The organism is Clostridium mucosae (assembly GCF_024622765.1).
In the GTDB taxonomy this organism is placed as follows: Bacteria; Bacillota; Clostridia; order Clostridiales; family Clostridiaceae; genus Clostridium.
The window spans coordinates 1-25343 of the sequence record NZ_JANKAF010000027.1 but is presented as its reverse complement, the minus strand read 5'-3'; the positions used below and the strand labels follow the sequence as shown (position 1 = coordinate 25343).

The following is a 25343-nucleotide window of genomic DNA, read 5'->3' as shown; positions in this document are numbered from 1 at the left end:
ACTAATTGTTGATTAGTATTGTATAAACTGAATAGTTTCATGATTTAAGTTTATGCAAAAAAGGTGGATTCTATTGAATCCACCTTTTCCCATTTATTCGGCTAGTTGCTTTTGCAACAGCCCCTTTATTTATTCTAAAGGTAGATTAAATTATCTAAAATATATTATTTTTATTTATAATATATTTATTTTTTCTAATTCTATTAGATACTTAAATTATTATTAGGCTAATTAAGAGTAATTTTAGTGGATAGTGAAGAAAGAAGAGTTTATTTTTTATTAGATTCATTATTTAATTAAAAAATATATAAATTTATAATTGACAACAAGCAATCTCATTGCTATAATAATATTTGTCGTCAGACAGATATGGAGAGATGGTCGAGCTGGCTTAAGGCACCGGTCTTGAAAACCGGCGTACCTTTGCGGGTACCGTGGGTTCAAATCCCACTCTCTCCGCCAAAGATGCATCTAAGTTTTCTTAGATGCATTTTAAATTAAATATAGGCGAAACTCATTAAAAAATTATTTTACTAAATATTTATTATATAATAAAAATAATAAAAAAGTTTAAAATAATAATTGACAATATATAGAGTGGTTGCTATAATAATACTTGTCGCAAGACATAATATGGAGAGATGGTCGAGCTGGCTTAAGGCACCGGTCTTGAAAACCGGCGTACCTTTGCGGGTACCGTGGGTTCAAATCCCACTCTCTCCGCCATAAAAACTTCAATAGAAGGCACGTGGAGAAATACTCAAGTGGCTGAAGAGGCGCCCCTGCTAAGGGCGTAGGTCGGGCAACTGGCGCCCGGGTTCAAATCCCGGTTTCTCCGCCAGAAAGCATCTAACAATGTTAGGTGCTTTTTTATTTTTATAAAAATATAGAGTTCTTAAACTTTAAAAAATGAGTTGTATAATATTTTTAATTAAATAATAATTGGGAATCAGATTTATTTTATATATAAAATATACTATAATTTTATTAAGTACTTGTTAGGGGGAAGATAAGATGAAAGTTACAATTAAAGATGTAGCTAGAGAAGCAAATGTCGCAACATCAACAGTTTCTAGGGTATTATCTAATAGCCATAAAATAAGTGATAAAACGAAGGAAAAAGTAAATGAAGCAATAAGGAAGTTAAATTATACTCCAAATATAATTGCAAGAGGACTTGCTAATAATAGAACAAGAATTTTAGCTGTAATATTACCAAAAGAAGCAGAGGATATATTTTCAAATCCATTCTTTGTGCAAGCGATGAAGGGAATAAGCATATATGCTCAAAAAGAAAATTATTATATAATGTATGCTTTCAAGCAAGAAGGAAAAGATGATAAGGAATGGTTTAGAAAATTTATAGATAGCAATTTGGTTGATGGAATATGTCTATTAAATTCTAAGGAAAATGATGATACAATAAAGTACCTAAATGATATAGAATTTCCTTTTGTAGTTATAGGAAGGCCAGATGAAGTAAAAAATGTATTATGGGTAGATAATGATAATGTAAAAGCTATGTATGATTTAGTGCAAATGCTAATAGATTATGGACATAAAAAAATAGCTTTTGTTGGTGCAAAGGCTAATTTAAATGTTTCTAGAGATAGACTAAGAGGTTATAAGCAAGCATTAATGGATAATGGAATAGAGATAAAAAGTAGTTTAATATATGAAGCTGAAGAATTTACACAAATTAACGGGAGTTATGCTATAAATAGAATTTTAGATGGCAATAAGCCAACTGCTATAGTAGCTACAGATGATCTGTTAGCTTTTGGAGTTCAAGAAGCTTTAAATGACATTGGGATAAGGGATGTATCCATTGCGGGATTTAATAATATACCAATGTCAGAATATCAAAATCCTCCATTAGCATCTGTAGATATTAATGCTGAAGAGTTAGGATTTTATGCTACAAAACTAATTATAAATAAGTTAGAAGAGAAAAGTAATAATAAGAATTCATATATAATAGATACTAAATTAATAGAAAGAGAATCGATAAAAAAGATATAAATTTAAATTAAATGCAATCGGTTGCACAAAACTTTAAATGTTAAAGAAAAATAAAGATAATTTTAAATAATTAGAAATTTTGAACGAAAATAAGCAATTAAATTATTGTAAACAATTTCTGAAAATGATATACTATGTCTATCGTGATGAGAGAAGCAAAATAAAATTTATATCTAGGGGGATTGAAATGGAAAAAAAGTATGTAGTTGGTGTTGATTTAGGTGGAACTAAAATATACACTGCGCTAGTTGATTTAAAAGGATCTATAGTAAAAGAAGTTACCGTTAAAACTGAAGCTCATAAAGGAGAAAGTGTAGTTTTAGAAAAATTATTAAAGACAATAGATGATGTACTAGAAGGCACAGATTTAAATGAAGTTAAAGCAATAGGAATAGGATCTCCGGGACCTTTAGATGTGGAGAAAGGATTAATAGTATATACTCCTAATTTACCATTTAAGAATTTCAATATAGTTCAACCTATAAAAGATAGATATAAATTAGATACTTATTTAGATAATGATGCAAATGTAGCAACATTAAGTGAATTTATGTTTGGAGCAGGCAAGGGAAGCAAGAATATGGTTTTCATTACTGTAAGTACAGGAATAGGTGGAGGAGCCATAATAAATGGTAATTTATTTAGAGGAAGCACATCAAATGCATTAGAGGTGGGTCATACTACTGTTATGAAGGGTGGCCCAAGATGTGGATGTGGTAATACAGGATGTGCAGAAGCAGTTGCATCAGGAACTGCAATTATGAAGAGAGCAAAAGAAGCTGTAGATAGTAAAGTAGAAACTTCGCTAAAGAATTATGAACAAGTAACTGCTAAGGAAGTATTCTTAGATGCAGAAAAAGGGGATAAGGTTGCGCAAGACATATTAAATGATGCGTTATCTTATTTAGGAATAACTGTTGCTAATTTGGCAAATACATTTGATCCAGATAAAATTGTTATTGGTGGCGGTGTAAGTGAAGCTGGAAGGATTGTATTTGATAAAATAGAGAATGAAATGGAAAGAAGATGCTTAAAGACAATTTATAATCACTGTAAAGTTGAAAAAGCTGTATTAGGTAATCAAGCAGGGGTTTTAGGTGCAGCAGCATTAGCTATTTTAGAAAGCAAATAGGATAATGTGTACAGAAATATCTGTACACATATTTTACACTATTTTGGGCAAACGATTGCATGAATTAGATTTAGTTAAGTTGGAGGAATATATGAAGCAAGTTTGGTGGAAAGAAGCAGTGGCATATCAAATATATCCAAGAAGTTTTATGGATAGTAATAATGATGGAATAGGTGACTTAAAGGGAATAACATCAAAATTAGATTATTTAAAAGATTTAGGGATAGATGTTATTTGGATTTGTCCTATGTACAAGTCACCTAATGATGATAATGGTTATGATATAAGTGATTATCAAGATATAATGACGGATTTTGGAACTATGGAGGATTTCAATGAGCTATTAGTAGAAATTCATAAGAGAGAAATGAAGTTGATAATAGATTTAGTAATAAATCATACTAGCGACGAACATGAATGGTTTATAGAATCAAAGTCATCTAAAGATAATCCTAAGAGGGATTGGTATATATGGAGAAAAGGAAAAAATAATAAAGAGCCTAATAACTGGGAAAGTATTTTTAAAGGATCAGCTTGGGAATATGATAAAAAGACTGATGAATATTTCTTACATTTATTCACTAAAAAGCAGCCGGATTTAAATTGGGAAAATGAGAATTTAAGAAAAGAAATATATAAAATGATAAATTGGTGGCTTGATAAAGGAGTAGATGGATTTAGAATAGATGCCATAAGTCATATTAAGAAAGATATAGAATTTAGTGACATGCCTAATATGAAAAATAAACAATATGTAAGCTGCTTTGAAAAGCATATGAATGTTGAAGGAATACATGATTTTTTAGAGGAATTGAGTGAAAATACATTCTCAAAATACGATGTTATGACAGTAGCAGAAGCAAATGGGGTAAGTGCTGAAGAAGCAGAAGAGTGGGTAGGCGAAGAAAAGGGAAAATTCAACATGGTATTTCAATTTGAGCATCTAGATTTATGGAACAATGAAGATAATGAGAACTTTAATGTAAAGGAATGCAAAGAAGTTCTAACTAGATGGCAAGAAGGGCTAAATAATAGAGGTTGGAATGCACTGTTTATAGAAAATCATGATATACCAAGGGTAGTGTCTACCTGGGGAAATGATAAGGCGTATTGGATGGAAAGTGCAACAGCGTTAGCATTAATGTACTTTATGCAACAAGGGACTCCATTTATATATCAAGGACAAGAAATTGGAATGACAAATGTAAAGTATTCATCTGTAGATAAGTACAATGATGTTAAAAGTATAAATGCCTATAATGAAATGTTAGAAAACGGTTTTACTAAGGAAGAATGTATGAAGCATTTATGGGCTACTTCTAGAGATAATGCTAGAACTCCAATGCAATGGAATAGTTCTATTAATGCAGGCTTTTCTAATAATAAACCTTGGATAGAAGTTAATGATAATTTCAAAGACATAAATGTTGAAAAGCAAATTGATGATGAGTATTCAATATTGAATTTTTATAAAAAAATGATAAAGATAAGAAAAAGCAACAATGCACTTATATATGGTGAATACAAATTAATATTAAAAGAGGATGAAAGTATTTATGCTTATATAAGAGAGTTAAATGATAAAAAGTTTATTATAGTAACAAATTTAACAAATAAGTCAGCTAGATATATTTATAAGGATGAATTATTAAAGTATGAGAACTTATTAATATCAAATTACAAAGTTTCTGAACATCATGATTTAAATAGTATAGATTTAAGACCATATGAAGCAAGAATGTATAAAATAGATTTAAATTGAAAGTAGTAAGGAGAGGAATAATAATGGGAAAAGCAAATAAGAGAGGTAAACTAATATCATTTGATTTTTGGCAAAAGTTTGGAAAGGCTCTACTAGTTGTAGTTGCGGTTATGCCAGCAGCTGGTCTTATGATTTCTATTGGAAAATTGATAGCAATGTCAGCAGATATAGCAATGATAGATACAATAGGAAGAGTTATGGAGGATATAGGTTGGGCTATAATTGGAAACCTTCATGTATTGTTTGCAGTTGCTATAGGTGGATCATGGGCTAAAGAAAGAGCTGGTGGTGCTTTTGCTGGATTGTTATCATTCATATTAATTAATCGTATTACAGGAGCTATATTTGGTGTAAGTTCAGATATGTTAGCTGATGCTACAGCAACAGTAAACTCAATATTTGGTTCAAAGCTTGTCGTAGCTAACTATTTTACAGAGATATTAGGTGCTCCAGCATTAAATATGGGAGTGTTTGTAGGTATAATTGCAGGTTTCTTAGGAGCAGCCTTATATAATAAATATTATAATTATAATAAATTACCTAAGGCGTTGGATTTCTTTAATGGAAAAAGATTTGTTCCTTTTGTAGTTATTTTAGGATCAACAGTTACAGCTATAGCACTATCACTTGTTTGGCCATTTATACAAGGAGCTTTAAATAGCTTTGGAATCTGGTTAGCAGAATCAAAGGATACAGCACCAGTTTTAGCACCTTTTGTATATGGAGCATTAGAACGTTTATTATTACCATTTGGATTGCATCATATGTTAACAGTGCCTGTAAATTATACAGAGCTTGGTGGGGTATACCAAATATTAACAGGGCAATCAGCAGGTACTTTAGTAGCAGGACAAGATCCATTATGGTTAGCGTGGATAGGTGATTTAATAAATTTAAAAGACGCAGGGAATATTTCAGAATATAATACAGTATTAAATAGCATAGTTCCAGCAAGATTTAAAGCTGGTCAAGTAATTCTTTCAAGTGCATCATTATTAGGAGTAGCATTTGCAATGTATAAAAACGTTGAGCCAGATAAAAAGAACAAATATAAAACAGTATTTTTATCAGCTGGACTAGCAGTATTCTTAACAGGTGTTACAGAACCAATAGAATTTATGTTTATGTTTATATCACCTATATTATATGGAGTATATGCTTTAATTACAGGTATAGGTTTTGCTTTAGCTGATATTTTCCAATTAAGAGTTCATGCATTTGGGTTTATAGAATTCTTAACAAGAACTCCAATGATGGTTCATGCAGGATTAATAAGAGATATAATTAACTTTGTTATTGCATGTTTAGTATTCTTTGGATTAAACTATGGAATATTTAGCATATTAATTAAAAAATTCAACATTCCAACACCAGGACGTAACGGAAACTATATAGATTCAGAAAATGAAGATGCAGCAACATCTTCTACTAAGAATGATCCAAATACAGCAAATGATTTACAAGCAGTTAGAATAATTTCATTATTAGGGGAAAAGGATAACATAGAAGATATAGATGCATGTATGACAAGATTAAGAGTTACTGTTAAGGATATAAGTTTAGTAGCTGATGAAAAGGAATGGAAAAAGAATGGAGCTTTAGGACTTATATTAAGAGATAAAGGTGTTCAAGCGATATACGGTCCAAAGGCAGATGTGTTAAAATCAAACATACAAGATATATTAGGAGTTTAGAATGAAATTATTAACACTTAATTGCCATTCATGGATGGAAGAAAGTCAATTAGAGAAAATAAAGTATTTAGCAGAAGTAATAAAAGAGAAGCAATATGATGTTATAGCACTTCAAGAAGTAAGTCAAAGCATAGAAGAAAGTATAGTTAGTGGAATTATAAAGGAAGATAATTTTGTTTACTTATTAAATAAAGAGCTTGAGAAATTAGGAGAATTTAAATATAGGTACTTATGGGATTTTTCACATATAGGTTATGATATATATGAGGAAGGTTTATCTATACTTACCAGACATGAAGTTGAAGATGTAGAGTCATTTTATATAACAAAAAGTAGTGAAAAAACTTTTTATAAAAGTAGGAAAATAATTAAGTGCACTATAAGTATAGATAATAAAAAAGTTAATTTCTTTAGTTGTCACTTAGGTTGGTGGAATGATGAAGCAGAACATTTTAAATATCAAGCAGATAATCTTATAGAGAAAATCAATGGATTAAGTTTTATTATGGGAGATTTTAATAATGATGCTAGAATTAGAAATCAGGGGTATGATTATTTATTAAGTAAAGGATTAATTGATACTTATGGTATTGCACTTGAAAAAGATAATGGGATAACGGTTGAAGGTGAAATTGCAGGCTGGGAAGGTAAAAAGGAAAATAAAAGGCTAGATATAATATTTGCAAACAAAAATGTTAATGTAAAAAGATCTAACGTGATATTTAACAATGAAAATAAAAGAGTTATCTCTGATCATTACGGAGTTGAAGTGGAAATAGATATAATGTAGAAGGAAAAGAGCTCAATATTAAAATTTGGGCTCTTTTTTTATTGTTCTCTTTTTTGCTTTTACAAATAGATTTATAATTAAAGTATACAAAAATTAAAAATATGATATAAACTTTACTTAGGGAGATGGCAGTATGATATATGGAGAAAATATATACTTAAGGGATCCAGTAAAAGAAGATATAGAGATCTTATATGACATTTGTGCAGATAGAGAAGTTCTTAAGTATAATGGTTTATCTACGGGAATTATGACTAAGGAATATATAAGAAGTCAATTTCGTCATTTTACAAAACCGAATAAAAAGGAATTAGTTATAGTAACAAAAGATATTGATTTAATAGGATACGTCTATTATAAAGAAAATAGTTATACGAGAGATGTATACTCAATAGGGATAACTATTGCTAAGGGATATTGGGGAAGAGGTCACGGTAAGGACTCAATAAGGACATTATGTGAGTATTTATTTAATAAGAGAAAAGCTCATAAGATAGAATTAGAAGTCGTTAAAGAAAATATTAGAGCTATAAATTGTTATAAGAAATGTGGATTCAAGGAAGAAGGAATAAGAAGGAGTAAATATTATATTTGTGGTAGATATTTAGATACTATAGTTATGGGTTTACTTAAGGAAGAATTTATTCAAGCAAAAGGGGAATAATTTAAGATAGAATACTTTTAGGAGTGTGTTTATGGGAATAAGATTTATATTTGGAAGGGCAGGAACAGGAAAAAGTACGTTTTGTCTTGAACAAATAAAAAGGAAAATACAAAATTATGATAGTGAAAATAAATTAGTTTTAATAGTTCCAGAGCAATACACTTTTGATACAGAAAAGAAGTTACTTGATACGGTAACAGAAAAGGGATTATTAAGAGGCGAAGTACTAAGTTTTAAGAGAATGGCTCATAGAGTATCAGAAGAATGTGGTGGACGAACAGAAGTTAGAATAAGTGATTCAGGAAGGAATATGCTTATTTATAAGTTATTAAAAGATAAAGGTGAGGAATTACAATACTTTAATAGAATGTCTAAGCAACAGGGATTCTCATCAATAATATCGAAAATGATAACAGAGTTTAAAAAATATAATATTTCCGGGGAAATATTAAATACAAAAGAAGAAGAAATAAATGATGAAGAGCTTAAGAAAAAAATAAATGATTTAAAATTAATTTTTAATACTTTTAACGATGTACTTCATAGGAGATTTATTGACTCGGATGATGAATTAACTTTTTTAGCAAAAAGGTTAAAGGATTGTAATATATATGATGATGCAGAAATATGGATAGATGAATTTACTACTTTTACACCTCAACAATTGGAGGTTATAAAAGTACTCGCAAAGAAAGCAAAGGTTGTAAATATAACCTTATGTAGTGATTCCTTAAGTGGTGGTGCTGATATAGATTATACAGATATATTTGATGCTATAAAAAATACTGAGAACTCTATATTAAGAATTATGAAAGAAGGAAATATATCATACTTAGAACCGATTGATCTAAATAAGGGACAGTCATATAGATTTTTAAATAGTGAAGATTTACAACATTTAGAACGTCATTTCTTTACGTATCCATTTAAAGAGTATAAAGGAAAAGCTAATAATGTAAGAATATATAAGGCAAATAACAGTTATGATGAAATTGAAGTTGTAGCTAAGGATATATTAAGAATGGTTAGAGATAATGGGTATAGATTTAAGGATATAGCTGTTGTATGCAGAAATATAGATGAGTATGAAAAGATATCTACAGTTATTTTTAATGAATATAACATTCCATTTTTTATAGATAAAAAAAGAGAAATACTTAATAATCCATTAGTTGTAGTTATTATTTCATCTCTAGAAATACTAGCAAGTAATTGGTCATATGAAAGTGTATTTAAATATTTAAAGAGTGGATTAGTAAATGTTGAAAGAGATTATATTGATGTATTAGAAAACTATATATTAGCTAATGGAATAAAGGGTTATAAGTGGACTAAAGATCTTTATGATAAAGAAGATATTTCAGAAGAAGAAAATTCAATTCTTGAAATTATGGAAGAAATACGAGCTCCTTTAATGAAGTTACATAATAAAATAAAGGGAAAGAATAAAGTAAAAGAGTTTGCAACTAATCTATATGAATTTTTAAATGAACTAAATGTATTTAAAACCTTAGAAATATGGTTAGAAGAATTTAATTCATTGGGGCTACAAGATAAAATAAAGGAATATATACAAGTTCCTGAGATTGTAATAGAAATTTTAGATCAAGTTGTGGAAGTGTTAGGAGATGAAGTATTAGATATAAAGGAATTTACTAAAATACTTATATCAGGATTTGAAGAAAAGGAGATAGGGGTAATTCCTATGTCTTTAGATCAAGTAAATATAGGTGATATATCAAGAGTTAAAGGTAGAGAAGTAAAAGCTTTATATTTAGTAGGAGTAAATGATGGTGTATTACCAGCTGCTAATAAAGAAGAAGGAATTATAAGTGATAGAGAAAGAGACTTATTAAGGAAGATAGGAATAAGATTAGCTTCAGATACTAAAAGTAGAGCTTTCGAAGAGCAATTTATTGTTTATACAGCACTGACTATTCCTTCAGAGTATTTAATGGTAACTTTCCCTATGGCAGATTTTGAAGGTAAATCATTAAGGCCATCTATAATTATTCCAAGGCTTAAAAAGGTGTTACCAAATGTAGTAGAGGAAAGTGAAATTTATAATGTAAGAGATAGAAGAGATAAATTTAATAAAATAACAGCCCCTACACCTACCTTCAATGAACTTATTTCAGCACTTAGAATGGAATTTGAAAAGGAAAAGGTAGACGAATATTGGGCACAAGCTTTTAAATGGTTTGAAAATAATGATGAGTTTAAAAATAAATCGAATAGAATGTTTAAGGGATTGACATATACTAATTTGGTTGAAAAAGTTCCTAGAGAAAAAATAAAGAGATTATATCAATCAGAAAATAAAAAGCTTATATTTAATGTATCTAGAATAGAAAAGTATGCTCAATGTCCTTTTTCTTATTATGTTCAATATGGATTAAAGGCAAAGGATAGAAAAGTATATGAATTCTCTGCTCCAGATTTAGGATCATTTATGCATAATGTGCTAGATGATTTTACAAATACAGTTAGAAATGAAAAAATAGCATGGTCTGATTTAAATAGAGAAAGATGTAAGGTAATAGTTAATGAACTAGTTGATAAGAGGTTAGAAAGTGACTCTAATTCAATATTAAATAGTACGAAGAAATATAAGTATTTTGCAGATAGATTCAAGAGAACAATAACTAAATCTGTTATGGTAATATCAGAACAAATGAGAAAGGGTAAGTTTGAGGTATTTAAGAATGAGTTTGCCTTTGGAGGATTTAGCGATGGAGAGCCAATAAAAATAGATTTACCATCAAATGAAACAGTATATCTAGTTGGTAGAGTAGATAGAATTGATACTTTAGATTTAGATGGAAACACATATATAAAGATAGTTGACTATAAATCAGGAGCTAAAAAGTTTAATTTAACAGAAGTTTATTATGGTCTTCAAATACAATTATTAGTTTATTTAGATGCTCTTATAAAAAACTCAAAATATATATTACAAAAGCAAGCAATGCCAGGTGCTATATTATATTTTAGAATTGATGATCCAATAATAAAGTCTAAAAAGCAACTTACTGAAGAAGAAATAAAGGATAATATATTAAAGGAATTAAAGATGAGTGGATTGCTTCTAAAAGATATAAATGTTGTTAAGGCTATGGATAATGATATGGATTCATATTCATTAATAATACCAGCTGCAATAAAGAAAGATGGTAACTTCACATCAAGTAGCTCAGTAATAACAGAGGAACAATTTGATACATTAAGAAAATATGTTAATGATAAGATGTCTGAAATATGCGAGGAAATGTTAAGTGGAGAAATAAAAATAGAGCCTTGTAAAAATAATAACACTGCATATTGTAGTTATTGTGATTATTCATCAGTATGTCAGTTCGATACATCAATAGAAAATAATAAGTATAGAGTAGTTTTAAAGAAGAGTAATGATGAGGCATGGAAACTAATAAAAGATGAGGTAGAGAAGGGAGGTAGCAACTAATTATGGGAGATACAAAGTGGACTGATGATCAGCTTAAGGCAATAACAACTAGAAGATCTAACTTACTTGTAGCTGCTGCAGCTGGTTCAGGAAAGACAGCAGTTTTAGTAGAAAGAATAATAAGAATAATAACTAATGAAAACAATCCAGTAGACATAGATAGATTATTAGTTGTTACATTCACATCTGCAGCAGCAGCAGAAATGAGAGAAAGAATAGCAGCTGCAATATCAAAGGCTTTAGAGGTAAATCCAAATTCAAAAGTATTGCAAAGGCAATTAACTCTTTTGAGTAGAGCTAATATAACTACGATGCATTCATTTTGTTTAGATGTTATAAAAAACTATTATCATGTTATAGATTTAGATCCTACATTTAGAATTGCTGATGAAACAGAAAATACATTGCTAAAATTAGAAGTTATAAATGATATGTTTGAGGATTACTATGAAAGTGAAAATATAGAATTTAGAAATCTAATAGAAGCATACAGTGGCTCAAGAGATGATCAAAGATTAAAAGATATAATACTAGATTTATATAGATTTTCAATGAGTGGGCCTTGGCCAGAAAAATGGTTAATCAATAATGCTGAAAAGTTTAATATAGAAACTATAGATGATTTAAATAAAACTATATGGATAGATATATTGAAAGAAACTATAAATATTGAAGTAAATGGATATATTAAGATGTTAGAAAAGGCTATAGGTATAATAAGAGATACTGAAGGTTTAGAGCCATATGAAGCAACATTCTTAGATGATTTAGATATGTTTAAGTCGATTGAAGAATCACTAAGTTTAGGAATAGAGGAACTATATTCTTCTATCAATAATATAAGTTTTTCTAGATTAAAATCAGTTAAAAAAGATAAAGTTTCAGATGAAGAAAGTTTAGAAATAGTCAAGGGTATAAGAGATAGCATCAAAAAGAAAACATCAAAGTTGATTGAAGATAGTTTTTCAATGACAGTAGAAGATGCCTTAAATGGAATAAAAAATTCATACCCTTATATGAAAATGATAAGTCAATTGACATTAGAATTTATAAATAGATTTAAAGAAAAGAAAAGAGAAAGAAATCTTCTAGATTTTAATGACTTAGAGCATTTATGCTTAAAGATACTTATAGAAAATGATGAAGAAGATAATATACATCCATCTAGCGTTGCAAAAGGCTTTAGAGAATACTTTGATGAAGTCTTAGTTGATGAATATCAAGATTCTAATAATGTTCAAGAAGCAATAATAGATTTAGTTTCTAGAAAAACATTAGAAAATCCGAATGTTTTTATGGTTGGAGATGTTAAGCAAAGTATTTATAGATTTAGGCAAGCAAAACCTGAATTGTTTTTAGATAAATATAACAGATATCCACTAGAAGATGGTGATTTAAATAGAAAAATACAATTATATAAGAACTTTAGAAGTAGAGAAGAAGTAATTAGTGGAGTAAATTATATATTTAAAGAAGTAATGTCTAAGACTGTAGGTGAACTTGAATATAATGATGAGGAAGCTCTTAATCTTGGAGCCAGCTACAAAGAAAATAATGATGAAAATACAATGATAGCAGGACCAATAGAACTTCATATTCTTGATAAGTCAGGAGAATATACTACTGAAGTAGAAGAATATGATGGTGAAGGTTTAGTAGAAGAGGAAGAAGATATTGATTCAATAGGACTAGAGGCAAGGATAGTTGCTAGAAGGATAAAAGAATTATTAAATCCAGATCCTAAAACAGGTAAAGTATTTAAAGTATTGGATAAGGAGACTGGAGAATATAGACCTTTAAAATATAAGGATATAGTTATATTATTAAGAGCAACTAGAAATTGGTCTGAAATATTTTTAGAAGAGATTGGATCTGAAGGAATACCTGTTTATGCTGATACAGGAACAGGTTATTTTGAAACTATAGAAATAAGAACAATGATGTCATTATTAAAAGTTATAGATAATCCAATGCAAGATGTTCCTATGATTTCTGTATTAAGATCACCTTTAGTAAGTTTTAGTGCAGAAGAGCTTGGAGATATAAGATTATTAGATAAGGAAAAATACTTCTATGAAATAATAAAAGGTGTTTCTGATGACATATATGAAGTAAATGAAGAACTTAAAAATAAATGCAAGATATTTATAAATAATTTAGGAAAATGGAGAAATAAATCAATTTATACTCCAATAGATGAATTCATTTGGTATCTTTATATGGATACAGCTTATTATGGGTATGTTGGAGCTATGCCAAATGGTAAGCTAAGGCAGGCAAATTTAAAAATATTATTCCAAAGAGCAAAACAATTTGAACAAACTAGCTTTAAGGGATTATTTAACTTCATTAATTTTATAAATAAGCTTAGGAATTCATCAGGAGATATGGGAAGTGCAAAAATACTGGGTGAAAATGAAGATGTTGTTAGAATAATGAGTATTCATAAAAGCAAGGGTCTAGAATTTTCAGTAGTATTTACATGTGGTTTTGGTAAGCAATTTAACTTAATGGATTTAAATAAATCTATTTTATATCATGATGATCTTGGATTAGGTCCAGACTATGTTGATTTAGAAAGAAGAAACTCTTATAGTACATTAGCTAAAGAAGCAATAAAGAAAAAAATATTATTTGAGACTCTTTCAGAAGAAATGAGAATACTATATGTTGCATTTACAAGAGCAAAAGAAAAACTAATTATTACAGGGGCCACAAGAAACTTAGAAAAATCAATCTCAAGATGGGCTTCGTCAGCGGCTTTAGATGATGAAATTGTTCCAGCATCAGAAGTATTAAAGGGGAAAAGTTATTTAGATTGGATTGGAATGGCTATATGTAAGCATAGAGACGGAGAAGAGCTTAGAAAATATATTGGAGCAAATAATAGTTCAATAGTTAATGACTTTTCAACATGGAAGACACAAATGTGGACTAAAAATTTATTAACTGTGGAAAAAAATGAAGTAGCTGTGGATGAAAATGAAGAAACAGATTTGTTTATTAATTCGGATGTGGATCATATAGATAAAGAAATTGAAAGAAGATTAAATTATAAATATAAATATGATTTAGCAGGTAAGTTGCCTAGTAATGTTTCTGTTTCTGATTTGAAAAGATCTCTTTATAATAATGAAAATGATGATGTTATTACAGTAAATATTTTTAGTGATAAAGAAGTATTAAAACCAAAATTTCTACAAGAGAAAAAAGGTTTATCAGCATCAGAAAGAGGTACAATAGCGCACTTTATAATGCAAAAGCTAGATTTGAATAAAGTCAATACAAAAGAAGAAATAGAGACTCAAATATATTCTATGAAAGATAAGAATTTACTTACTGAAGAAGAAATAAAAGCTGTGCAAAAAATTAGTTTTATAAGCTTTTTTAAGAGTAATTTGGGAAAAAGACTTTTAAGATCATTTAATGCAGGAAAATTAGTTAAACGAGAATTACCTTTTTATACTGAAATAAGTAGCTTAAATATTGATAGTACTTTGCCTAAAGATCTGTATAGGAATGAAAATGTTAGGTTGCAGGGTATAATAGATTGTATATTTGAAGAAGAAGATAAAATTATTTTATTAGACTATAAAACTGATTATGTTGAGCATGGAAAAGAAAGTGAAATTTTAGACAAGTATAAAATACAAATTAAATATTATAAAGATGCTGTAGAAAAGATTACAGGAAAAGAAGTTAAGGAATGCTATCTTTATTTATTTGGCTTAAATAAAGAAGAAAAAATGAATTTGTAAATTTGTAATATAAAATTATAAAGGTGGATGTACCAACTATCCTTCGCTAAGTATGCTAGGAAAATTCAATACATCCACTTTTGTATTTTTTAGTTAAATATACTCTTAAATACATAGCTTAAAAAGTTTTAGTTAATAGTACTTAAAGATAAATAACGGGTTTATAAGATGCTTATAAAATCATGAGAGAGTTTTAATAATGATTCCTTAGTATTTAAATCTGGATTTTCTAAGACTTTATTCAATAAAAAGTTTAAAGTATCTCCAATTAGCTTACCAGGTTTTAAATTGAAGGATTTTATTAATATTTCACCACTTATGTTAAGATCTTTAATTTTAAGCGGCTCATTATTATCTATTATTTCAGATACTAAGTTAGCTATATAGTCTACTTTAGCTAAAAATATTTTAGGATTATCTAAGGAATTAATATCAGCTCTTTGCAAATCAAATAAAAGGGCTATATTTTCATTTCCAATAATGTTTAATAATTTTTTTACTTCAGGTTTTGATGGTAGATAATTAACATTCAATACTAAATGGTGTTCTATTAGCTTACAAACTATATTTATAGTACTGTTATCAAATCTTAATTTAGATAATATCTTTTTAGTCATTACTGAACTTTCAATATTATGATTAGGAAAATAATAAAATCCATTTTCATTGCGAGTAAGAGTATTTAGTTTCCCCACATCATGAAATAATGCAGATAATCTTAATATTAAGTTATCATATGTATTATCAATTACATTAAGAGTATGTTGAAATATATTATTGTTATGATTTGTGCACTTTGGAGTAAAGTTATTTAGTTTATATATTTCAGGCAGAATTATTTCTAATAGGCCTGTATCTTTTAATAATCTTAATCCTTTAGAAGCATTCTCAGAAATTAATATCTTACAAAGTTCATCTCTTATTCTTTCAAAACTTATATTACTAATTAGTTCATGATTATTTAATATGGCATTATAAGTTTCTTCCTCTATATCGAAGCCTAGTTGACAGCTAAACCTAATTGCACGAAGCATTCTAAGCGCATCTTCTTTAAATCTTTTATCTGCTTCTCCGACACAACGAATAATCTTACTTTCAATATCAGAGAGACCATTAAAGTAATCAATAAGACCAGCTGATTTGTTATAAGCTAAGGCATTTATGGTAAAATCCCTTCTAGATAAATCTTCTCTTATATCCGTAACAAAATTTACAGATGAAGGATGTCTATTATCTATGTACTTTCCTTCAGTTCTATAAGTTGTAACTTCATATGGATTATTGTTTATAAGCACAGTTACGGTACCATGTTTTATGCCAGTTGGAATTGTTTTTTCAAAAAGATATAATGTATCTTCTGGTTTTGCAGATGTGGTAATATCATAGTCTTTAGGTGAATTATTTAAAATTGAATCTCTAACACAACCGCCAACCATAAAGGCTTCAAAATTATTTTTATAAAAAGTATCTATAATAAATTTAACTTCATTTGGAATATATATATTCATTATTACCCTACCTTTAAAATCGATAATATTATTATAAACATAATATCATATAATTGATAAATAAATTAAGTATATAATTTATGTGATTTATAATAGTATAAAATAAGCCATATAAAGTGAGAAATTATCTCTTTTTATATGGCTTATTTAAAAATATTTATATAGATTAATTAATGATTATCTTGGTATCATTTGCAACATTATCATATAACCACTTAGCATCTTCTACATTTAATCTTATACATCCATGAGAGGCAGGCGTACCAAGAGTATCATCTAAAATAACACTTTGTGTTTCATCAAAAGGAAGAGAGTGGAACAAATAGTCACCCATAAATTGGACCCAATACTTACCGCCTTGACCAAACTCATCAGAGAAGAACCATTCCCCCCTATGAGTAACTGCAAATATTCCCTTAGGTGTTTCCTTACCAGGAAGCCCTGTAGAACAATCAAATTCTTTAACTAAATCCCAGTTATTAGTTGAGCCTTCATAAACGTAAGTTTTTTGTTCATCTAAATTTAAGTAAACAAAATAATTAGTTTTACTACTTATAGATAAGGTATTTACATTATTAAGTGTTATAGATTGGAGAATCGCGTTCGAAGTATATTCAGAATCATCTCCTTGATATTCTTCTCTAAATAACTTTATAGAACTAATTTTATTTTTTATTTCAGTTATATCATTTTTAGATAATAATTTTGAATCATATTCAGATAAAAAATCAATTGCTTTAGTATAATATTTATTTGCAACTAATTCATCAGCTGATTCAAGTAAGTAATCTTTATAATTTGACTTACATTTTTCTATGTATTCTTGAGCTAGTTCATAATCATTATCTGATGAACTAGGGATTAGACTAAAATATTTCATTGCTCTTGAATAATCTTTTGAATTAAAGGCTGAAATACCTAAATTTAAATAATTATCCGTATCTGCTGAAATATCATTAGCATCATTACTTGAATCTAAGGTATTAAAATCATCATTTTTAGAAGATATTTCATTATTAGAATTATCTTCAGTAGTTGAGGTTATGCGGTCACTATCTTTATCATCTAATGCTGAAATTAATTTATCTAAAGATGAACTTAATACATTATAGCTTTTAATTTCATTTAGTACACTTAAGGCTTGATTAGTACTAATTTCATTTTTAGATAAAGAAGTACATATTTTATCAACTATATCTGTAAAGTAATTATTTAAATCGGAATTAAGTTGTTTTTTCTTTAAAGATAAAACTTTACTATTTAAAGTAGTTTTTGCATCAGAAAACTCACAATTATTAAAGGCTCTATAAAAGCTAGAAGTTACCTCATTATATTGAGAGCTTAAGTAAATATTTGCTCCAAATCCTAATAAAATAAATAAAGCGATAAAAGATAGAATCATAAAGATAGAAATTTTATTCTTGGGTTTGGATTTAGTATTATACATCCTTATACCTCCTTACAACTTATACTATTAATCATTAACAAAAAGCTCAAACTTTAATCTTAAAAATAAATTTTTATGAAAATAAGATCTGTTTATAAAAGTGAATACATATGATAGAATATTTATTAAGCATTAAATTCCATATAATTGGAGGTAATTATGAAAGATAATATAGGCTTTATAAATAAAGTTAAAATTAGTATTTTTAAAGTAGGAAAATATAAAGAATTATTAAGATTAAGATTTTCTCATGCAATAATATATTCTATATTATTAAGTGTGCTAGTTGGAGGTATATCAGGAATTATGAATTTTGTTAGTGTGACAACAATACAAAATTCTATTGAGCAAATGATGACTAGTGATGAATTTGAATTCGAAATGAAGGATGGAATATTAGATTTTAAAAATTCTCCTATAAAAAGAGAAAAGGGGAAGTTCCTTGTTTTAATTAACACTAATATATCACTTGAAGAAATTGAGACTATAAGAAAGATTGTAATTCACAAGGATGTTTCAGTATCCATACTGAAAGACGGAATATCATATAGAGCTTATGATGAAGTACTTTCATTTAAATATAGGGATATTCCGTTATTTTCTAATAATATGGATAATGAAACAATTTTAATGGCGACAAGTATTATGGGGATATTAAAATATGGTATTTTTATATTTAGTCTTCTATATACTTATGTAGTTCTTTTATTTAATTCATTTATACTATCATTAGTAGGAGTAATTCTAAGTAAAATGAATAATATTAACATAAATTATGGAGATGTTTTTAAATTATGTATTTATGCAATGACATTGCCAACGTTAATTAATTTAGTTTATCCATTAGGATCATTTAGTATATTAATTTCAGGTATTTATTTAATACTTGCGATGAATAAAATAAGAAATATTATAATTTAGCTTGAAAATGATAAAATCTTAACAGATAAATTTAAATTGTTTGTTAAGATTTTTTTTAATATAAGTAATATTTAAGTAATGATAATATTTATAAAATATAAGAGTTAATTATGGATTAATATAATAATAACTTTATATAAAATATGTAAAGTTAACGTTATATTCAATATTTTAGAAAATAAAATCAAAATCACTTGTTGGAGAAATACGCATATGGTAAACTATGTATATAATCTTTAAACAAAGTCTAAAACTGTTATGAAAGGAATTATTATCATGATTAATAATGAATTTATGGGGAAATTAGATAATAAAATGGATATAAGTGAAATTATATTAAATGGAAATTTTAATTTTACAAATGAAGAGTCAGTAAGTATCATAACAGGATTAATAGATAAAAACAGTAAGCAAGAAAATTTTTTGCTTAATATTTCGCATGATTTAAGAGGTCATTTAAATGTAATATTAAGTATTATGCAATGTATAGATTATGGTAGCATTTCTCTTAATGATAAAAAAGCACTAGAATATATGAAAATAGTAAAAAGAAATAGTCTGAAGATGTTAAAGTTAGTAAATAACCTAATTGACACAACAAAATTAGAGAATAATTACTATATTTTACATAAAAAAAATATAGATATTATATCTATGATTGAAAGTACTATAAGTTGTATAGATAAATATGCTAAGCAAAAAAATATACAACTTATATTCGATACGAATGAAGAAGAATGCATAATGGCAGTAGATTCAGATGTTATAGATAGAATTATAATGAATTTATTATCAAATTCTATTAAGTTTTCATATACTAATACAAATGTGTATATAAATATAATGGTTATGGGAGATAAAATCACTATATCTATAAGAGATGAGGGTCCAGGAATATCAAAGGAATATCAAGAAAAGGTTTTTAATAGATTCTATCAACTATCTAATAAAAAAGATAGAGAGAATTCAGGAAGTGGGATAGGATTGGATTTAGTGAATTACTTGGTAAAATCTATGGATGGAAATATTGAGCTTAAAAGTGAAGAGGGATATGGTTGTGAGTTCATAATAACTCTACCTATAACGATTGTAGATGAACAAGATGATTTTTGCATAAGAGACGAAAGTAGTAAAATACAAATGCTAGAAGTGGAATTTTCAGATATATATAATAATTAATAAAGTATAATATTTTATAAAAATTAGTTGCTTGATTTATTTAGGTAGTTATGATAATATAAATATTGTTAAAAATTTATATGCGGTGGTAGCTCAGTTGGATAGAGTAGCTGGCTACGAACCAGTTGGTCGGGGGTTCGAATCCTCTCCGCCGTACCATAGAAAGCCTTGTGAATACTGAGTTTACAAGGTTTTTTATTTTTATAAAATGGTTTTATTAAGAGTGGGTGTTGGCATTATGTTGGCAAATCAAATTTTAAATTAGAATTAACTTTTTACCAGTTAGATAAAGAGTTTTATTAAATAAAAGTAAAATCATATAAAATAAAATAGTTTATATGATATAATTATGATATAGATAAAAACATAATAAAATAAGCAGGGAATGATATATGTCGGTAGAGGTAGAAGTAGGGGCAAGTTTATCTTGTAAATGGAAAGTTAAACAATATATAGAATTATTTGATGTTATAAATAGAGAATATACTAGTTATTGTATAAGATGGAATGAAAATTTTACTAAGTCATATAATTTAGGTAAAGTATGTATATGTGATGTATATTCTTTAAAATCGGGGATAGATAAAGAATTTAAGAAATATATGGATAGTTTCATAGATGGTTTATTAAGATTAAGTATGAATATATTTTATGAGTTTAATAGATTAAATCCAGATTTTAAGATTAGAACAAGAATAAAAGACCCACAATCCATTTTGGGGAAGATAGAGAGAAAAAGTAAAATGAATAGTGGGAAGTTTCCAATTAATAAGATTTTAAATGATTTATTAGGAATAAGAATTGTTGATAGAAATTATAAAGATAATATAGAATATATAAAAGAATATTTTGAGGTTGCAGAATATAAAGTTAAGCATATGTTAAGAATTAAAGATGAGTATATAGGATATCATGTTTATTTTAAACAAGATAAGAATATATATTTTCCGATAGAATTGCAAATTTGGGATTCAGAATATGAAATAAATAATTATGAATCTCATAAAGTATATAAAGAGGATTATATTTTTTGGTCAGAGAAATATAAAAAAACTTAGATGAAAGAGGTGAGTAATATGTATCAACATTTATTATTAATTTATAGTGATTATAGTAAAGAAGAAAGAGTAGGATTTTATAGACGTTATGATTCTATAGAAGAAGCTTTGAAATTTACTGATATTGTAGAGAAGGTAAAAGAGGCATATAAACACTTAACATTTAGTTTTCATCATATACAAACTGAAAGTGAAGATATTTATTCAATAGAATCATATGATCCATATTTTAGAGATATAAACTATATTTTAGATTTAGAAGAATATATAAAATTAATAAAAACTGATGTAGAAGTAAAACCAATAGATATTGCAAAAATAATATTAAGTAAGAAATCATTTTGTCAGTTAGCATTAGAAAAAATAATGTATTTTGTAGATTGTGAATATATAAAAAAATATGGAGAACCTATATTTAGAGATGAATTTCAAGCTTGGGATTTTGGTCCAGTAATTCCTAATGTGTATAAGAAATATAAATCTTTTGGATATGATAAAATAAGTCTAACTGATGAAGAGAAATTAATTATTTGTTCTAAGATGATGAAATTTAAAGATTATGATAGAATATCCAGTGTTATAGATGAAGTTATAGAGAAATATAAGGGATATACTGCAAATGATTTAGTAACTGAAAGTCACAAAGATGGTTCACCATGGGATTTGGTTTATAAAAATGGTTTAGGTAAAAATAAAAAAATAAGTAAAAGTTTAGTTAAGCAATGTATAGAAGAAGGATATTTAAGTGTTTAATAGAAAGTTTATATAAATTAAATAAAACCCTTGTAAATATGTTATTACAGGGGTTTTTATTATTTTAAGAAATTGAGAAAATATTATTAAGTTTTTCAGCAGCTTCTTTTTGCATGTCTGGTAATACATGAGCATAAGTATTCATTACAGTTGAAGTTGTGTCGCCTAATCTTTCAGCTACTACTTTTATAGATAATTTTGATTTTAAAAGTAATGTAGCATGAGTATGTCTTAAATCATGAAATCTTATAGGAGGTATATTTAATTCATCAATTAAATTTAATTTTTCTATAGTTCCATCATCTTTTTTTACATTATGTTTATATTCTCTTGTTATTCTGTTAAAATTTCTAGATATATAAGCAGGATTATAAGGTGTTCCATCTGATTTACATATTACATAATCACCTTTGAAATATTTATCTTTAAAATAATCTTTATTTTCTTTGTATTTTATTCTTTGTAATATTAGTTCACTTACTATTAGGTCAGGCAAAGGAATTTGTCTGTAAGAATTGCTTGTCTTTAGTTTTACATCGGTTAGTATATTTTTTTCATTAAGTTGAATCTGGCTTTTTACATAAATAATTTTATTATCTATATCAACATTTTCCCATTTTAGTCCACATATTTCAGCTTCTCTCATTCCAGTACAAGAAGCAATTACAACAACTAAATAAATACTTGAGTTTTTTAATGAATAAAGTAAGTCATTTATTTGTTGTTCGTTTAATACATGCATTTCAGTTTTTGCCCTTTTAGGTTTTTCTATATAATCTGAAGGATTATCTTTTATTAATTGCCATCTTAAAGCTATATTTAAAGCTTTATGTAAAAAATTATGAATATGTCTGACTGTTGTTGAAGATATATTTTTAGAGATTTCATTATAAAAATCTTGAATTTGAAGTGGTTTTATATTTTTTATTTTCATTTCTCCTAAATAAGGAGTTATGTATGAATTTGAAAAATACTCATATGTTTTAAAGGTTTTTAAAGAAAGGTTTGGCTGAATAGTGTTTAAATACTTTTTTAAGAATTCATTTAGTTTTATATCACTACTTTCGTAGTAAGTTCCATTTTCTAATTCATTTATAATTTTAGAGGCGGCTATTCTGCATTCTCCTTTGGTTTTAAAGCCACCTTTAGATTTTCTTTTTCTTTTTCCTGTTAAAGGGTCTTTGCCTACATCGACAACAAAAGTCCATGTATTACCACGTTTTTTTATTTCTAAACTCATAAATTATCTCCTTGTTTTTAGATTGATTATAAATATAAAAATATTATTATAGAATGTATGTTCATTTAAAATTTAAAAATTTTTTCCTGTCAGTATAGAAAGGAAAGCTATATGTTCTTGATACTCCATATTTTTTTCATCAATAAAAGATTTAAAATTATGAAGGATTTGTTTATTGGATAGTGTTAAAAAATTTAAATGATTAAGTCTTTTAAATCTTTTGAATTTTAAGTATCTATATTTAGCGGCTTGAGCTGATAGATTACAAAATACTTCTATTTCATATGAATTATGAATATTTAATGCTTCAAGTATTAAAGGATGAGCTAGGAATATACTTGTAAAATAATTTGCTTCACGCTCCATAAAATCATATAGATTATCATTTAATTTGTTTAATGAATTCATTTTATTATGATTGCAAAAAATATGTCCTAATTCATGAACAATAGTCCACAATATTCTTTTAGGATTAGTAATTGTTATATCGTTATAATAAATTATATATGAATTGATACTAGGTTTGTAATCACAACAACCATCTAATGAAGTAAAATAAGAAAAAATTTGCTTTTTGGTAAGAGAAAAATCATTCATAAATTGGCTATAAGAAATAAATTTTATATTTGGGAAAGTATCCTTTAATCTATTAATATTAATAGGATAACTGTCTAAGCCTAAAGATATATATAGATCATTAACCAATTTATGAATAAACTTGTATCTAATCATTAAAGTATTTTGCAAAAGCAGCTTCTAAAACTTTCATCATATTTTCTTGTTCATCTTTAGGCATTTTTTTTCTAGCTCTTTCAATTCTTACGATATCACTATTAAAATCTTTTTTAGTGTTATTTTTAATATCGGTATGTCCTAATAGATAATCTATTGATACGTTAAAAAAATCTGCTAATATTTTTAATTTCTCATAATCTGGTTGTTTTCCTTTTGTTTCGTAACCAGCTATTGTAGGTCTTGTGATATTTAATATTTTTGCTAATTGTTCTTGGGTTAAGCCATGTTTTTCTCTTAATTCTTTTAATCTATCTCCAAATGTCATTTATAAACACCTCCATTTGTTAAGTGATATAGTTATATTTTATACAATAATGTTCCTTTAATAAACAATGAGTGTCTAAAATTAACTTTACAATAAAAAAGGGTTGACAATGTTCCTTATAGACACTATAATATAAATATAGATTGTTCCTTATTGGAACTAAAAGAGGTGAGTAAATGAGGAAAATTCTTAAAAAAATAAGGCTTGAAAAAGGATTTACACATCAAAGTATTTCTGATATTTTAGAAATAAATAGGGCTACATATTCAAAAATAGAATTGGGATATAAAAACCCATCGCTTATATTAGCACTTAAAATAAAAGCGGTATTAGATTATTCGGAAGATGATATTTTTTTAAACTCATAGTGCCTAAAAGGCACTAAAAGAAGGTGTGTATTTAGAATATGATTACTTAAACAATTTGAAAGGAGTTTTATATGTTGAAGATATATACAGTTCAAGAAGTATGTGATTATTTGAAGGTAAGTAAGAATACAGTATATGGGCTTATTAATCAAGGTGAACTTAAATGTAAAAAGGTTGGACGTGCTTATAAAATAACTGAAAATGCTCTTTGTAATTATGTGAGTAGTTTAGAAAATTAGGAGATGGTTGATATTGATATTGACATATAGAAGATATGTAAAATTAAAGGTTATAGGGTGGTCAGATAGACAGATAATGAAGATATGTAAAGTTAGTTATAATGAACTTCGCTATTTTAAAGAAGGACATAAGAAAGTTTTAAATATATAACAGGTGTTTTGATGTAGTACAAGCTTTTATATAAGGAGTTGATGTTGTGAATCAATATAAAATATTTTTATCTGCTATAGATACAAAGATAAAGGATAGATCAAGACTTAGAATTGACCTTTATGGAGATATGA

General features: G+C 27.1%; 20 protein-coding genes and 4 tRNA genes. 19 read left to right on the top strand and 5 right to left on the bottom strand.

The window, feature by feature from the left end; all coding sequences use genetic code 11:
* Positions 1-371: 371 nt before the first annotated feature.
* The 11 genes from NSA50_RS18280 (at position 372) to addA (ending at position 15285) form a co-directional block, all read left to right on the top strand.
* Positions 372-462 (top strand) — tRNA-Ser (locus NSA50_RS18280).
* 173 nt (positions 463-635) lie between these two features.
* Positions 636-726, top strand: a tRNA-Ser gene (locus tag NSA50_RS18275).
* Positions 727-750: 24 nt separating this feature from the next.
* Positions 751-841: transfer RNA gene (locus tag NSA50_RS18270), tRNA-Ser, on the top strand.
* A gap of 173 nt (positions 842-1014) precedes the next feature.
* On the top strand, positions 1015-2022 hold the full coding sequence (locus NSA50_RS18265) for a LacI family DNA-binding transcriptional regulator (RefSeq protein WP_195263954.1): 1008 nt from the start codon (positions 1015-1017) through the stop codon (positions 2020-2022).
* A gap of 187 nt (positions 2023-2209) precedes the next feature.
* The gene (locus NSA50_RS18260; protein ID WP_195263953.1) at positions 2210-3154 is read left to right on the top strand and encodes an ROK family protein; all 945 of its coding nucleotides are present in this window, start codon (positions 2210-2212) and stop codon (positions 3152-3154) included.
* A 91-nt stretch (positions 3155-3245) separates the two neighbouring features.
* Positions 3246-4916: a glycoside hydrolase family 13 protein gene (locus NSA50_RS18255; protein ID WP_257447574.1), complete on the top strand. Its 1671-nt coding sequence runs from the start codon at positions 3246-3248 to the stop codon at positions 4914-4916.
* Positions 4917-4939: 23 nt separating this feature from the next.
* The gene (locus NSA50_RS18250) at positions 4940-6610 is read left to right on the top strand and encodes a PTS transporter subunit IIBC (RefSeq protein WP_257447571.1); all 1671 of its coding nucleotides are present in this window, start codon (positions 4940-4942) and stop codon (positions 6608-6610) included.
* 1 nt (position 6611) lies between these two features.
* Positions 6612-7400, top strand: coding sequence for an endonuclease/exonuclease/phosphatase family protein (locus tag NSA50_RS18245; RefSeq protein ID WP_195429677.1), 789 nt, complete (start codon positions 6612-6614; stop codon positions 7398-7400).
* A 133-nt stretch (positions 7401-7533) separates the two neighbouring features.
* The gene (locus NSA50_RS18240) at positions 7534-8064 is read left to right on the top strand and encodes a GNAT family N-acetyltransferase (RefSeq protein ID WP_257447567.1); all 531 of its coding nucleotides are present in this window, start codon (positions 7534-7536) and stop codon (positions 8062-8064) included.
* A gap of 31 nt (positions 8065-8095) precedes the next feature.
* A complete protein-coding gene (addB, locus tag NSA50_RS18235) occupies positions 8096-11527 on the top strand; it encodes a helicase-exonuclease AddAB subunit AddB (protein ID WP_257447564.1) in 3432 nt (1143 codons plus the stop codon).
* A 2-nt stretch (positions 11528-11529) separates the two neighbouring features.
* Entirely contained in the window at positions 11530-15285 is a 3756-nt protein-coding gene (addA, locus tag NSA50_RS18230; RefSeq protein WP_257447560.1) for a helicase-exonuclease AddAB subunit AddA, read from the top strand.
* A gap of 161 nt (positions 15286-15446) precedes the next feature.
* On the opposite strand, the gene NSA50_RS18225 is transcribed toward addA, so the two are convergent.
* On the bottom strand, positions 15447-16793 hold the full coding sequence (locus tag NSA50_RS18225) for a CCA tRNA nucleotidyltransferase (protein WP_195263947.1): 1347 nt from the start codon (positions 16791-16793) through the stop codon (positions 15447-15449).
* A gap of 166 nt (positions 16794-16959) precedes the next feature.
* The gene (locus NSA50_RS18220) at positions 16960-18240 is read right to left on the bottom strand and encodes a L,D-transpeptidase family protein (protein ID WP_257447557.1); all 1281 of its coding nucleotides are present in this window, start codon (positions 18238-18240) and stop codon (positions 16960-16962) included.
* A gap of 159 nt (positions 18241-18399) precedes the next feature.
* Between NSA50_RS18220 and NSA50_RS18215 the strand changes: the two genes are divergently transcribed.
* The 5 genes from NSA50_RS18215 (at position 18400) to NSA50_RS18195 (ending at position 22151) form a co-directional block, all read left to right on the top strand.
* Complete coding sequence (locus tag NSA50_RS18215; RefSeq protein WP_195263945.1) at positions 18400-19161, top strand: DUF1189 family protein; 762 nt, start codon at positions 18400-18402, stop codon at positions 19159-19161.
* A 276-nt stretch (positions 19162-19437) separates the two neighbouring features.
* Complete coding sequence (locus NSA50_RS18210; RefSeq protein ID WP_257447554.1) at positions 19438-20340, top strand: sensor histidine kinase; 903 nt, start codon at positions 19438-19440, stop codon at positions 20338-20340.
* An 82-nt stretch (positions 20341-20422) separates the two neighbouring features.
* Positions 20423-20499 (top strand) — tRNA-Arg (locus tag NSA50_RS18205).
* 233 nt (positions 20500-20732) lie between these two features.
* Complete coding sequence (locus tag NSA50_RS18200) at positions 20733-21398, top strand: nucleotidyltransferase family protein (protein WP_257447551.1); 666 nt, start codon at positions 20733-20735, stop codon at positions 21396-21398.
* An 18-nt stretch (positions 21399-21416) separates the two neighbouring features.
* Positions 21417-22151: a Panacea domain-containing protein gene (locus tag NSA50_RS18195; protein ID WP_257447548.1), complete on the top strand. Its 735-nt coding sequence runs from the start codon at positions 21417-21419 to the stop codon at positions 22149-22151.
* Between the two features lie 64 nt (positions 22152-22215).
* Here the strand turns inward: NSA50_RS18195 and NSA50_RS18190 are convergent, their stop codons facing one another.
* From NSA50_RS18190 to NSA50_RS18180, 3 genes are all read right to left on the bottom strand, one after another.
* Positions 22216-23391 (bottom strand): site-specific integrase, encoded by a 1176-nt coding sequence (locus tag NSA50_RS18190; protein WP_257447545.1) that lies wholly within the window; start codon positions 23389-23391, stop codon positions 22216-22218.
* Positions 23392-23463: 72 nt separating this feature from the next.
* On the bottom strand, positions 23464-24123 hold the full coding sequence (locus NSA50_RS18185; RefSeq protein ID WP_257447542.1) for an ImmA/IrrE family metallo-endopeptidase: 660 nt from the start codon (positions 24121-24123) through the stop codon (positions 23464-23466).
* Complete coding sequence (locus NSA50_RS18180; protein ID WP_257447539.1) at positions 24116-24451, bottom strand: helix-turn-helix domain-containing protein; 336 nt, start codon at positions 24449-24451, stop codon at positions 24116-24118. The genes NSA50_RS18185 and NSA50_RS18180 overlap by 8 nt, the downstream gene beginning before the upstream one ends.
* 176 nt (positions 24452-24627) lie before the next feature.
* Here NSA50_RS18180 and NSA50_RS18175 point away from each other — a divergent pair, with 176 nt between their 5' ends.
* From NSA50_RS18175 to NSA50_RS18165, 3 genes are all read left to right on the top strand, one after another.
* Positions 24628-24819 (top strand): helix-turn-helix transcriptional regulator, encoded by a 192-nt coding sequence (locus NSA50_RS18175; protein ID WP_257447536.1) that lies wholly within the window; start codon positions 24628-24630, stop codon positions 24817-24819.
* Positions 24820-24890: 71 nt separating this feature from the next.
* Positions 24891-25058: a helix-turn-helix domain-containing protein gene (locus NSA50_RS18170; RefSeq protein WP_257447533.1), complete on the top strand. Its 168-nt coding sequence runs from the start codon at positions 24891-24893 to the stop codon at positions 25056-25058.
* Positions 25059-25071: 13 nt separating this feature from the next.
* The gene (locus NSA50_RS18165) at positions 25072-25209 is read left to right on the top strand and encodes a hypothetical protein (protein ID WP_257447530.1); all 138 of its coding nucleotides are present in this window, start codon (positions 25072-25074) and stop codon (positions 25207-25209) included.
* Positions 25210-25343: the final 134 nt, after the last annotated feature.